The organism is Sagittula sp., from assembly GCF_052825245.1.
The window spans coordinates 13,043-26,085 of sequence record NZ_JBRBWD010000066.1 but is presented as its reverse complement, the minus strand read 5'-3'; the positions used below and the strand labels follow the sequence as shown (position 1 = coordinate 26,085).

At 66.2% G+C, this 13,043-nt stretch carries 9 protein-coding genes; 2 read left to right on the top strand and 7 right to left on the bottom strand.

The features are described from left to right. Nucleotides 1-6: 6 nt before the first annotated feature. Entirely contained in the window at nucleotides 7-1,068 is a 1,062-nt protein-coding gene (locus ACU0DV_RS26635) for an extracellular solute-binding protein (RefSeq protein WP_370313123.1), read from the bottom strand. 478 nt (nucleotides 1,069-1,546) lie between these two features. On the opposite strand from ACU0DV_RS26635, the gene ACU0DV_RS26630 reads away from it, so the two are divergent. Continuing rightward, on the top strand, nucleotides 1,547-2,668 hold the full coding sequence (locus ACU0DV_RS26630; protein ID WP_446240957.1) for a cache domain-containing protein: 1,122 nt from the start codon (nucleotides 1,547-1,549) through the stop codon (nucleotides 2,666-2,668). Here ACU0DV_RS26630 and ACU0DV_RS26625 read toward each other — a convergent pair. Genes ACU0DV_RS26625 through ACU0DV_RS26615 form a run of 3 tightly spaced genes read right to left on the bottom strand, consistent with a single transcriptional unit; the run spans nucleotide 2,646 to nucleotide 6,847 of the window. Next, nucleotides 2,646-4,631 (bottom strand): glycosyltransferase, encoded by a 1,986-nt coding sequence (locus ACU0DV_RS26625; protein ID WP_446240956.1) that lies wholly within the window; start codon nucleotides 4,629-4,631, stop codon nucleotides 2,646-2,648. The two genes, ACU0DV_RS26630 and ACU0DV_RS26625, sit on opposite strands and share 23 nt — an antisense overlap. 8 nt (nucleotides 4,632-4,639) lie before the next feature. Beyond that, entirely contained in the window at nucleotides 4,640-5,806 is a 1,167-nt protein-coding gene (locus ACU0DV_RS26620; RefSeq protein ID WP_446240955.1) for an HlyD family efflux transporter periplasmic adaptor subunit, read from the bottom strand. A 60-nt stretch (nucleotides 5,807-5,866) separates the two neighbouring features. Next, complete coding sequence (locus ACU0DV_RS26615) at nucleotides 5,867-6,847, bottom strand: glycosyl hydrolase family 8 (protein ID WP_446273668.1); 981 nt, start codon at nucleotides 6,845-6,847, stop codon at nucleotides 5,867-5,869. Between the two features lie 318 nt (nucleotides 6,848-7,165). Between ACU0DV_RS26615 and ACU0DV_RS26610 the strand changes: the two genes are divergently transcribed. Next, nucleotides 7,166-8,914, top strand: coding sequence for an alpha/beta fold hydrolase (locus ACU0DV_RS26610; protein WP_370313128.1), 1,749 nt, complete (start codon nucleotides 7,166-7,168; stop codon nucleotides 8,912-8,914). Between the two features lie 1,062 nt (nucleotides 8,915-9,976). Here ACU0DV_RS26610 and ACU0DV_RS26605 read toward each other — a convergent pair. The 3 genes from ACU0DV_RS26605 to ACU0DV_RS26595 are packed head-to-tail and all read right to left on the bottom strand — an operon-like array spanning nucleotide 9,977 to nucleotide 13,027. Continuing rightward, nucleotides 9,977-10,594, bottom strand: a complete 618-nt coding sequence (locus ACU0DV_RS26605; protein ID WP_446240953.1) for a hypothetical protein — start codon at nucleotides 10,592-10,594, stop codon at nucleotides 9,977-9,979. 3 nt (nucleotides 10,595-10,597) lie between these two features. Further along, nucleotides 10,598-11,344: a VWA domain-containing protein gene (locus tag ACU0DV_RS26600; RefSeq protein WP_446240952.1), complete on the bottom strand. Its 747-nt coding sequence runs from the start codon at nucleotides 11,342-11,344 to the stop codon at nucleotides 10,598-10,600. A gap of 12 nt (nucleotides 11,345-11,356) precedes the next feature. Beyond that, on the bottom strand, nucleotides 11,357-13,027 hold the full coding sequence (locus ACU0DV_RS26595; RefSeq protein WP_446240951.1) for an ABC transporter substrate-binding protein: 1,671 nt from the start codon (nucleotides 13,025-13,027) through the stop codon (nucleotides 11,357-11,359). Nucleotides 13,028-13,043: the final 16 nt, after the last annotated feature.

Below are 13,043 nucleotides of genomic sequence, written 5' to 3'. Positions count from 1 at the left end.
GGATTGTCAGTTGGCCGCCTGTACGCGGTCCAGCACTTCGCCTTCGATGGCTTCCAGACCGGCGGGGACCGGCGGATACCACTTGATGTTGTCCACGGCCTCCGGCGGGAAGCTGGCCTGGTACTTGGCCTTCAGGCTTTCCTCGGCGTATTCGTCGGCGCCTGCGGAGGCGGTGAAGTTGCCTGCCGCTTCCGTGATCTTGGCCGCGATTTCCGGCTGCATCACGAAGTTGATCCACTCGTAGGCCACGTCATCGGCCTGACCCTTGGCGGGCAGCACGAAGGTGTCGATCCAGCCGAGCGCACCGGACGCGGGCGCGACGAAAGTGATGTCGGCGTTGTCCTCGTTCAGCTTCCAGCCGCCGGTGTCCCAGGCCATGGATGCGGTGACTTCGCCCGACCGGACGAGGTTCATCAGCTCGTCGCCGCCGCCCCAGTAGGTTTTGACGTTGGCCTTGCACTCGGTCAGCTTGGCCTCGACCTTTTCCATGATCTCGCGGTACTTCGCCTCGTCGCCGTAGGCGGCGAACGGGTCTTCGCCCATGGCGAAGGCAAAGCCGATCAGGGTGGGGCGCTTCAGGCGGTAGGACACCTTGCCTGCCACAGCCGGATCGCAGAGGTCGGTGTAATCCTTGACCACGTCACCTGCCTCGGCGGTGTTCAGCACGAGGCCGGATGTGCCCCAGACGTGCGGCACGCCGTAGACGTCGCCGTTCACGGTGGTGTTCTCCATCGTCGCCTTCAGCATCGACGGGATGAACAGGTCCTGGTTCAGCTTGGAGACGTCCATCGGCTTGTAGATGCCGAACTCCATCTGCGGGCCCATCACGCGGTCCTGGCTGGGTTGCGCGAGGTCGAAGCCGCCGCCGCCGGTGGCGCGCAGCTTGGCGATCATTTCCTCGTTGTTGGACTTGGTGACTTCGACGGTGTGGCCGGTCTGTTCCTCGAACATCGCCACCACGTCGTCGGGGGCGTAGCCGCCCCATGTCAGCAGGCGCAGCGTGTCGGCCTGCGCAACGGACGCGAGACCCGCCAGCACGGTCGTGGCCAGCATGAGTGTTCTGGTCATGGAATATCCTCTCTGTCGTGTTTTGTTATTCCGGTCAGAATGCGCGCGCCGGACCAAATGGTCAAATTTTAGTTCGACGCGAAACGCTTCATTGTCGTTCCGAAATGCGAAACTGCGGTGACAGCTTGTGGACGACCCGGGAGCACAGCGCCGTTTCGCCTGCGAAACACGCATATTTCGAGGAAGACCCAAATTGAAAGGACGGTTTCGGGGCGCGGCGGGCGAGTCCTCCGGGCTGGGGTGGAGGCAATTTACGGCCCTATGTTTGGACGGCGCTCTGAGCGGGGAAGGGCCATGCCTGTCCGGTTTCCCGGTCCACCGGTCGGCGTCTCACGAAACAGTCTGAGCAACGCGCGCGCATTAACCACGTATGCACATCTTAAGGTTGACGGGGCAAAGGCATTTGCCTCGCAAGACAGTGGTTTGACAGTTATCGTAAACCTTGAATCGATGCGCTTGTTCCAAGGGAGTGTTACTGTTGGTCGATCCCAGGCAAACGATCTCGCAAATCAGTCTGGCGCATGCGGTGTTCGGCTTCGTTGCCGTCACCTGCGTCATTCTCTCCGGCTTCATCTGGCTGCTGATATCGAGCCGGTCGGAGCAGTTGACGACCGCCGCGCTCGACAACGCGGTGCGCCTGCGGACCGAGTCGGCGGCCGAAAACCTCGCCCGCACGCTGCACTCCGACTGGCACGACCTGCAGCAGCTGGCGAGCTTGATCGGCACCCACTCCGACAACGAGATCACCGCGCTCATGGCCGGACTTCAGGGCGACGGTTCGCGGATTTCCTGGTTGGGGCTGGCCGATACGGCGGGCAACGTGCGCTATGCCTCCGGAAATATGCTCGTGGGGCAGGATGTGTCGTCCCGCCCTTGGTTCCGCGGCGGGCTGCGCGGCGGCTTTGCCGGGGACGTGCATGAGGCTGTCCTGCTTGCGTCCCTGCTGCCCGAAACGGCGGAGGGCGAGGTGCCGCGATTCATCGACCTCGCCCTTCCGGTCCGTGACGAGGCGGGCGAGGTGACGGGGGTCCTGGGCATGCACATCGACGCCGCGTGGCTGAAACGCCAGTTGTCGGAAACCGCCGAGACGCTGAACATCGACCTGTTCCTTGTGGCGGCGGACGGCAGCGTGTCGCTTTGGACGACGGAGGCCGACCCCGGAAGTTCCGGGCTGGCGATCATGCGGGCGGCACAGGCGGGGGTCGCCGCCTCCGACCGGGAAACGTGGCCGGACGGGAAGGACTACTTCTCCATCCTCGTGCCCAGCGTCACGTACGACGATCTGCCGAACTTCGGCTGGCGCGTGGTCGGGCGGCTGGAGGCGGCCTCCTTCGCGCCTGCCATGCAGGACGCCCTCGGGACGATTGGCGCGGTCGTACTGTCGGCCATCTCGCTGCTGGCGGGGCTGACGGCCATCTTCGTGTACCTGTTCGTCCGGCCGATCGAGGCGCTGGCCCAGACGGCGACGCGGATCGCCAATGGCGACGAGGAGTTCCCGCCCGAACGCGGCAACACCCGCGAGATCGCCCAGTTGTCCGCAGCGGTGGCCCGGATCCAGGAGCAGAGGGATTACCGGCCTAGCGCGGCGGACGTGAGTTGAACGAGAACCGCCGCCCGAGGTCCTCGAGCAGCGCGGCGGTGCGCACGCCCCCCACGCCGGGGGCGGCCCCTTCGGCGTAGAAGCGCAGGATCAACGCCTCGCGCTGTTCATCGGATGGGCGAAGCAGGAGCCGGGCGCCATCAACAGTACTCGCGATGACCTGAGCCGGCACGTGGCCCACGTCCTTGATGTCGATCCAGCCCGAGGTGCCCTGCGGGTAGACCCGCCCGCGGATTCGCACTGTGTCGGCGGTCAGCGACACGAGCCAGACCTTGCGGCTGACGCCATCCGTCTCGAACGCGGCCCTCTCGGGCGAGTCGGTGACATGGCGTTCGCGGCGGGGCAGCTCGATGCAGGCGACAACCGCGACCGACAGGACCAGCAGGTTGTAGAGCGTCCAGAACAGGATGACCCACTTGCCGTCACCCGCCTCGTTGAAGGCGAAGCTGTCCCAGATCATGCCCAGCGACAGTCCGATCACCGTGAGCACCAGCATGATTGCAAAGGGGGCCATCAGCCGCCACTGGACCACGATGCGGGACCGGTCCCCGCCCTTGGCGGTCACGGTGAACGGGTGGCCCTTGGGCTTGATCAAGCCGACGATGGCCGCGCGGCTGATCGGGATGGCGCCGATCAACTGGCTGACATCGTTGAGGATCGGCACCACCATGCCGCGGCTCAGGGTGTTCAGGACCGTGAGAATCCAAAGGTAGTAGCAACCGAAATAGGTCACGACGTCCGGCAGGCTCGCGTCCACGACGGTGATGTTGAAGAACCAGTAGAGCAGCGGGTAGACGATGGCCGCCAGCCGGAACAGGAAGGTCGTGAACCAGTAGAATACCGAGTCCGCGACGCTCCAGCGGTCGCGCAGGCGCAGGTTGTTGCGGGCAAGGGGGCCGAGGCGCGAGCGGGCGATCTGCATCAGGCCAAGGCACCAGCGTGCCCGCTGGGTGACGTATTCCTTCAGGCCCTCGGGGGCGAGACCCTCGGTCAGCGCCTCGTCGAGGTAGACCGTGCTCCAGCCCGCGTCCTGCAGGGCCAGCGTCAGCATGAAGTCCTCGGTGATGCTGTCGGTGGGAAATCCGCCGATGGACTGGACAGCGTCCCAGCGGGCGACGGAGGAGGTGCCGCAGCAGAAGGCGATGCCCCAGCCGTCCCGTGCGGGCTGCATGTGGTCGAAGAAGAAGCGCTGTTCGTCGGGGTATGACCGGCTGACGCCCAGATTGTGCTGGATCGGGTCGGCGTTAAAGAAGTGCTGCGGCGTCTGGACCAGTCCGACCTTCGGATCGTGGAACAGCGCGAGGCAGCGGGACAGGAACCCCCGGTGCGGCACGAAATCCGCGTCGAGCACGGCCACGAAATCCGGCGTCTCGGCGTCCTGTGCCAAGACCGCCAGCGCGTGGTTGATGTTGCCTGCCTTCGACCCCTTGTTGTCGTGGCGCCGGATGTAGCGCACGCCTTGCCGGCGGCAGAAATCCTGCAGCCAGTCGCGCCGCCCGTCATCGAGGACCAGCACCTGCTTGTTGGTGTGGCGCAATGATTTCGCACCGACGATGGTGCGTTCCAGCACCTCCAGATCCTCGTTGTAGGTGGCGATGAGGATGGCGACCCGCGGCGGGGTGTCTCCCCACCAGCCTTCGAACTTGTCCGCCTCGGCGCCGCGCAGGCGCAGGCGCGACATGATGACGAAGGCGCTGAGGCTGCCTATCAGGGCGGCCATTTCGATCGCGTAAAGCGACCAGCTTGCCACCATGTCGAAGGTCCAGCCAGCCGGGGCCAGTGTCTCTGTCGTGCGCCACCACGCGTAACGGAAGGCCAGAAGGAAGGCCACGAAGAACAGCAAAGCGCGGTGGAGCGTTTTGGTCCGGTCGACGACGAAGGGCAGGAGAAGCCCGATGCCCGCAACCAGCGACACGTCGATCAGGCTGGCCGAGAACTCTCCGAGATACGGGAAGCCGGTCATGCCTCTCATCAGAAGCCGCGCAGCCAGTCGAACGGGCGTTCGTCAAAGAAGGCCCGCCCGGTCCGGCCGATCAGGCAGCCCTCGTTCCCGGCATCGCGCAGCGCCGGAACGGTCAGCGCGACATCGTAACGCTCGAGGTGCTGCTGGCTGGGGGCGACGGCGAGGTGTTCGTAGACCGTCGCGGCCCCGCTGCCCGCAAGGCGGGAGATGGTCGCGTCGAGAACCTCGCTCGACCCGTTCAGGCGGACCCGGGCTTCCTGCCCGATTTCCAGCCGGTTGTAGACGTTTTCGCTGACCGGCACGGTGACCATGACCGACGCACAGTCGACCAGCGTCATGACCGGATCGCCGCGCTGCACGGTGACACCGTCCGACTGGAGCACCGTCCATAGCAGTCCGCGCACTGGCGACTCGATCTGGCCGCCGCGCAGGGTGTTGACGCGGACCTCCTCGCGTTCGATGCGGGCGTCGACCGCCTCTGCCCGCTGGCGTGTCTCAGTGAGGCTGGCCTGCAGCCCGGCGATCTCACCCTCGAGCACGACGGCATATTGTTCGGAGTTGGGCGCGTCGTTGTAGCCGTCGCCAAGGAAGACGCCGGCTTCGGCCGCGGCGAGGGCGATCTCCAGCACCTCGACCCGTTCGCGGGCATGATCCAGAGCCAGTTCAAAGAGCACGGGTTCCGCAGGCAGGCGGTCCTGACCCGGGTCGACGGCGTCGACCACGCGCTGTTCCCCGGCATCGACGGCACCGCGCTCTTCCAGAAGGGCCAGGCGCGCACGGGCATGCGACAACCGCGTGCGTACCTCCTCCAGCCGGCGCGCGTGGAAGGTTTCGCCGCGTGTCTTCAGGCCTTCCAGAATGGCGCCGGACTCCGCCAGATCCGCCTCGATCCGGCCCGCCTCTGCGTCGAGGAAGGCGCGCTCCATGCGCAGGTCGTTCAGGCGAATGACATCGACGAGGGCGTCGTCGACACTGGCAATACCTTCGCCGATCTCGACGTGCGAACCGAGCAGCCGGTTCGGCATTTCGATGCGTCCGGCTGTGTCTGCGCGCAGGGTGACGACCCGTGCGTTCACCACCGCGTCACCGCTGGCACCGGCCATCTGTTCTCCGACGATGATCCAGAGAGCCGCGAGGACGACGAGGATGCCTAAGATCAGTCGGGTGAAACGCATGGAGTTGGTGTCCCTCGGTTTGGTGCCGGCAGACTCCGAAGTTCGCAACCTAAGAGTTCTTCAGCAAGAATCATTTTCACGTTCAGCGAGAAATGAAAAAAGGTGAAGCGTTGCCGGATAATATGGTTGTGAATTGATCGACTGAGGCGTGACGACCACATCCTCGCAGCGTGTCAGAGACAGGATCGACCGATAGCCGGGCAGGTCACTGCGGTCGACCGGCTCGCCTTGGGCATCGCGCCTGACGGCTACGCCGGAGGGATCGTCGGGAAGGGAGAGCGCCTCGGCCCCGCGTGTCACCGCTGGATGATCGCGACGCCCCGACCAGACGAGGTACAGCGGCACGCGCAGCGCGTCGTACCCGGCACGCAGGTCGTGGTCGGCGGGCGGCGCGAAGCCGTCCTGGGTCACGTCGATCCAGTCCGGCACGAACCCGGCGGCGGCGAGTTCGCGCAGAACGGTTTCGCCATGGTCGGCGGCGCGCAGGAGGTCGGTCTGCCCTGTCGCCTCGCCCAGTTCCCTCAGGGCGCGGCTCATGATGTAGGACGGGTTGAACGGCACGCGGTCGGGCGCCCGCCGCGTTTCGGCTCCGGGCAGCAGCAGCAGCTCCCCCGGTGCGCGGGGATCGGGCGCAAGGCACAGCGACGCGATGTCGGCGGCGATGCGGTCGGGCAGGGCGACCGGCCAGCCGGAATCGCGCGCGGCGCGCAACAATGCCCAGGCCCGGAAGAGGTCGCCGTCCGTCGCGGTGTGCCAGTCGGTGACGGCGGCGCCGGGCTCCCAGCGCCAGGCCATCAAGGCCTCGTCACGGACCAGCAGGTTGTCCTTCGTCCATGCCTCGATCGCTTCGAAGGCGGCCCGATCGCCGAATGCCTGCGCCAGCAGAAGCCCGTATCCCTGTCCCTCCGAATGGCTGATGCCACCGCCGATGTCGTCTGTGACACGACCGTCTGCGCCAAGGAAACGGGATTTCCAGGCGACCCAGGCGTCTGACGGGGCGGCGCTGGCACTGGACGACAGGCCAATCAACGGAAAGGCCATGCAACTGCCGATAGCCTGTCTTCGGGTGATGCGCTTTGCCTGCACAGTGTTCGCGTCCTTCCGGAAACGCTGTTGGTCATGACCTGCTCCGCGAACCATTTGTGCCGAACTCCGGCGCGGGAACAAGGTGCCAGACCCTTTTGTGACCGGGCGGCGCTGGCAACAATTCGTAAGGCGGGAGGGAACCCTGTCACCTGCCCACGATCGGATACGCGGTCTGCCGGCCACGACGAAGGCCATGCAAACCCCCGGCATATTGCTATGTGCCAGGCAACGCCGCATGGTCCCGGGGATGCAAGTGACGACCTGGCGAGTACGATGAAAGACGACAATACCACGCCGCCCGATATCAGCAGCAAGCTGTTGCAGTTCCTCGATGCCGCCTACGAAGCGCCCTTCGATCCCGGCAACTTCGACGAGGTGATCGACAGCGCGGCGGCTTACCTCTTTGCCTCCGCCTCCGATCCGGCGCCTGCCCGTCATGTCCGGCAGGGCCTGCACGATCCGCTCATCGAATCGCATTCGGATCGTTTGCAGAAGATGCTTGAGGCGCAGGAAGCCGAAGCCCGCACTCGTCCCGCGGCGCTGGTGAAGGAGCGGCTGGCGGCGCTGGTCATCGACCATAAAGGCACCTGTATCGGCAATTCCAACGCGGCTTCGCTGTTCGGCCTGACGTTCCCCTGTGCACTGGACGACCTGCGCCTTGCCGGCGAGACGGCGGCCTATCTGCGCCGCGTGCTGGCCGACACCCGACGCAACCTGCCGATGGAGACCGATGCCGCCGTGCTCGAGATGCAGGACGGCGAGCGGGTCGTCGCGCGTATCACCCAACACCAGCACGTGGACCCCGACAGCGGTGAAACCTCCAGCGGGCTGGCGGTGACCATTGCGCGTGTGGCGTGGGACGAGGACAGCCTGCCGCTGATCCAGGGGGCCTTCGGCCTATCGGTGTCGGAATCCGAGGTCATGCTGGAAATCCTGCGTGGCCGCAGCCACGCGGAAATCGCCGAGCTGCGCGACCGGAGCGTGGAGACCATACGCAGCCAGGCGAAGGCGATCCTGGGCAAGACCGGTTTTGCCCGGATGCCGCAGCTGATCGCGATCCTGAACCAGATGGCGCTATTTTCCGAACCCGGCATCGTGCCGGAGGCGGCCCCCCTTGTCCCTGCCATGCCCGATGCCCTGCGGCTGGACGTGGGCGAGGGGCGTCGCCTGGCCTATCGACAGTTCGGCCGTGCCGGCGGTCTGCCCGTGCTCTTCGTGCATGGTTATATCACCGGGCCCTATTTCAACGCGCCGCTGATCGAAGGTTTCACGTCCATGGGGCTGGAGGTGCTGGCGCCGTCGCGACCCGGGTTCGGGCAGTCCTCGGTCCCGCGCGACTGGAGCGCCTATGACGACGTGGTCGTGTCCGACGCGCTGGCGCTGGTCGAGGCGCGCTGTGGCGCACCGATGCTGATCGTTGCGCACCAGGGCGGCGTCAGCCACGCCTGCCGCATTGCCCGTGCGCTGGGGCCGCGCTGTCGCGGGATGCTGATGGTGAGCGCCGGTATCCCCATCGACGACGCCCGGCACGTCCGGCACATGAACCTGCAGACGCGGGTGGCGGCCATCGCGGCGCGCTACACCCCTTCGATGTTCGCGATGCTGCTGCGCATCGGCATCGCGCAGTTCAACCGGATCGGGCACGTCGCCTATCTGAACAAGTTTTTCCACGGTTCCGACGCGGATATCGAGGCGCTGAAGCGGCCGGAGATCCTCGACCTCTACCGCCGGAGCGTGCACCACATGATCACTCAGGGCACGCGCCACATGGTGACGGACGGGCGCGCCGCGATGGCGGACTGGGGCGGCGATTACGAGGCGCTCCAGGTGCCGATCCGCTGGCTGCACGGCAGCGCCGATCCGGTGATGGGCGTGGGCTTCGTCCAGGAGTGGGCAGAGGCCCATGGCCACGGGCCTGTCGATGTCGTCGAGGGGGGCGCCAGCAGCATGTTGTGGGTGAACGCGGACCGTGTCCTTCAGGCCCTGGCGCAGCTGATCGAAGCTACGGAAAAAGATGGATAAAGGCGGCTCTTCACCCTTGAGGGTGATGCGCGCCCGGCCTGAAATGGTTAACCGTCCGGCCACGGCAGGATCGAGCAGTCCTTCCCCCTGATCTTGCAGGCTGCGCCGCTGAGGAAGCAGGCCTGTTCGTCGTTGCCGCGTAGTTGTTTGCAGACGGATTTACCATGCCCATAGTGCAGGACACGACCTCCTCCGGCGATACGCAGGGGCTTCACAACGTCACCGGATCACCGCGTCCGGGAGATACCCGCGTGTTCGACCTCGGCGACGGTCGGGTCCTGAGGATCTGGTGCCGCCGGCCCCGATCGACCCGTTCTGCACGACGGCACCCGGCTCCGACGGGAAGCTGCAGAAGGTCTTTGCCGCGACGCCGCGCGCGGGCGGCGAGATCGTGCTGCGACAACGCGTTCGGGGCCTACGTGCGCCGGCCCGGCGGCAGCATTGCGGATGTCGGGGCAAGCGCAACGCTGATGATCATCTTGGATGACGGCATGCTGGAGGTCGTCTTTGTCCAAGACGAGGCTTCGGCGGCGGCAGCCTGCGCGTCGGGAGCGAGGACATGGTCTTTACCGTCGCGTGGACTGACGACGGGATATGATATCTGCGCGCGCCGCAAAGGGGCTTTGTCCCGAGGTGCGGGTGGCTGTGGTTTGCCAGTGCGTACCGGTTCTTGTTGAACGGTATTGAGTTGCTTCGGCGTGGCACGTCTTTTGAAGCCCGGATTAAGCGGTTTCATCGGTGCCGTGTACGCGTTCGCGGGACCAGTTTTCCGAATTTTGCGGATTGCTGGTCTGGCTGCCGGGTTGTGAGTGCCCGCGCAGTCCGTCAAATCGCCGAAGAGGGCGGCGGGGGGCCTTGCCCCGCCGCCCAAATTTCCGCCATGCGTGCTGGCTGACAGTCCTTGGTATCAGCGCACGGCATCCGTCAGTTGGAAGGTCGTCATGTGCGGTCAGGCGGGTGCCACCGAGCGGATGCCTCGCCCCCTGAGAGATATTGCAGACGGCATCCCCATACCCGAGCCAATGGCCGGTTGAAGCGAGGGCCCGAAATGTCCCGCCGTGCTCACCCCGACTCGCGATGGCCGATGCGCACGTCGTTGCGGTGGGCCGAGGTGTCGAGCCGACGGGAGGCGCGGGTGCCGGGCACGTACATCTCCACCATCCGGAAATAGGCGCGCAGTTCCTCCTTCACGATGCCGAGCGTCTTGCGGGCCTCGCGCACCGTCATCGACTGCCACGGCTCCTGCTCGAAGGGGATCAGGTGCAGGTTGCGGCCCGGCAGGTTGTCGATGGAGAAACCGACACCCAGCCGGAAGGAAGCGATATGCGCCTCCTCGAACCGCCAGTGTTTCGGGTACTCCGTCGTCGACACGCGGATAAACGTGTCGATAGCCGCGTCGGTGATGTCCGACGCGGCGCCCATCGTGGCACCGATGATAAATGCCTCGTCCTGCACATGCAGCCCACGTCCCAGCAGGACATGGATGCAGTCGTGGCGTGGCAGGGAGATGGCGCCGGGCAGGGCCTCCGGGCTTTCCGGGTTCTCGTACCGGCGGATGATCTCCGGCACGTCCGTGGGCTCGGCCGCGGGCAGGGTGGCGAGCACCCCGGCGATGGTCATCTCATCCGTGTCGAGTCCGGGGTTCCATTCGTCCCAGTTCAGGTCGATGCGGCGGCCCATAGGTCAGCCCTCCCCGTCCGTGAACTCGGTGATGGCGGCGAAGTTGTCGTTCTCGGCCACCGCCGCCTGCAGCGCCCCTTCCAGTGCGGCCACGTTGGCGACATCGACGAAGCTGCCGAGGTCCGCGCGCCGCAGGACGTGGTTGCCGCGAATGCCGATGCCGATGGTCGTCAGCTGGATGGGGGTCCGGGCGGCAAGATCCTCGATGGCCTTTTGCAGCGCCTCGCCATCGTCGGCGGCGCCGTCGGTGGTCACGATCATGCGGAATGTGCCGAAGCCCCGGACCGTGCTGGCTTCGGCCTCCAGCAATGCCTGCGTGTCGAGGATCGCGCGTGTCAACGGCGTGGAGCCGGAGTCGCGGATCGGGGCAAGGGCGGCGGGAAGGGTCCGGCGCGCGTCTCCAACGAAGGTGAACGGCAGCACGACACCGGCATTGAGCGCCACGACCGCAACCCGGTCGGTGTCCTGCATGGCCTTCAGCGCGTCGATCACAGCCTGCTTCGCGGCGTCCATGTCCGCTTCCATGGAGCCGCTGTCATCCAGAACGATGGCGGTGATCCGGCGGTTGGGGTCCGGGAGGGCGTCGACCAACTCTGCCTCCTGCGACGGCCAGGCGGCGATGGCCGTCCAGTCGGGCGGCACGGGATCATAGGTGATGGAGGCCCAGTCGAACCCCGGTTGGCTGCGAAAGATCACGACCGCCGCAATGGCGACGATGGCGACCGGAACGGCGATCTTGGCGATTTTCATGTCGTCTCTCCCTCATTGCAGCGGTGAAAAGGTGGTGGCTTCGGCCTGCACGGTCAGCACGCGGAACACGACGCGCATGTTTTCGCGCCATTCGGCCTCGGTCTTCGGCGGGTTGTGGCGGGGGCTGGCGATGCCGACTCCGTCCACGGTGAACTGGTCGCGGTTCATCTTCACCCCGAGGTCAGAGGCGTATTCGGTCAGCGCATCCACCACCGCAATCGCCCGGTCGAGCGAGAGGTTCTGGGTGGAGGTGCGGATCGCGCGCAGCTCGGCGTTGTCAGCGCCGTCCTGTTCTCGCCGCAAAAAGTGCAGCGGGTCGGAGTGCCCCTCGACCGTGATGATCGCGCCGGAGTAGGTGGAGGCGAGGCGCAGGATCTCCTCGAAGTCGGAGGCGTAAAGTTCGATCGGGAAGGTCGTGCTGTCGGGTTCGAAGAAGACCTCGAAGTCGATCTTCGTATTGGCGTCGAGCTGCCCGGTGCGGCGCAGCTTCTGCACAGCCGCGGCGGCCGCCTCGGGGTTGAAGGCGGCCACTTGCCGTTCGTCGAGGTTCGTCAGCCCGTCGGTCAGGGCGGCATAGTCCCATTCGGCGGTGGCGAGGTTGGCGGGCGCGTCCAGCCTGTCGGCGCCGCGCAGAGCGACATTGACCTCGCCCAGAAGGATCTCGAAGCGGCGCGCCTCGTTGGGATCGCCGAAGTGCTTGGCGTTGCCGGCCCAGCCGTCGGTGATCGCGTCCTGCCAGAGGAAGACGCCTTCCTCGCGCGGCAGACCACCGAGGAATTCACGGGCCATGAGGTCGGCCATCTCCGCCTGCTGCGGGCTGCCGTCCTGCGCCATGAAGGCGCGCATCTCTTCCTCGGCGCGGAAGAAGATGTTGACCATGCGGGCGATGTCGTCGCGATGGGCGTCGAAGTAGTCGGCGCGCACGGCGATGTAGTCCCCGATGACCGAAGCGGCCTCTTGCGTCGAGATCAGGATCGTCGCGCCCTTGACGGAGCCTTCGGCGCCGGTGCCGACAGTGCCGCCGGACGTCAGGAAGCGCGCATCGGGCAGGATCACGGCGGCGGCATCGGCGCGTCCGTCGGCCATGGCTGCGGCGGGCGTGTCGCCGTCGCCGGTCAGGTCGGCGACCCAGACGATCTCCACGTCCTCGAAGGACAGCCCGCCGTCTGCGAGGATGCGCCCGACGAAATCGACATGCGGCCCGTTGGCCTGGATGGCGATGCGCTTGCCCTTGAGGTCGGGGATGCGCGCGATGCCCTCACCGGCCACGATGCCGTCCCCGGCCGAGAAGGAGTGCTTGAAAAAGACGATCTGCTCGGTCCGGGCGTCGAACTCCGTCACGGGGGTGGCAGAGGCCAGCATCCCGAGTGTGCCGCGCAGGTACGGTGTTTCGCAGGCGAGGTAGGCCTTGAGCTGCGCCTCAAAGCTGTCCTCGACGGTCAGCGACAGCGGCAGGCCCGCGTCGCTCAGCATGCCGCCGTCGTTTTCAAGCGATGCGCCGTTGGCATAGGCGACCACGCCATCGGCACCCCAGGCGATCAGCGGCATCTCCTCGATCCACCCCGAGGGGCAGTCGCGGACGCCATCGGTGACCGTTTCGGCCAGCCGGTCCCCGGGGGCGGCAAGCGCGGCCTGCCCGCAGAGGAGGAGGGCGGTCAGGAAGGCAGAGGGAAATGTGTTCATGAAAGAAAACCTCCGG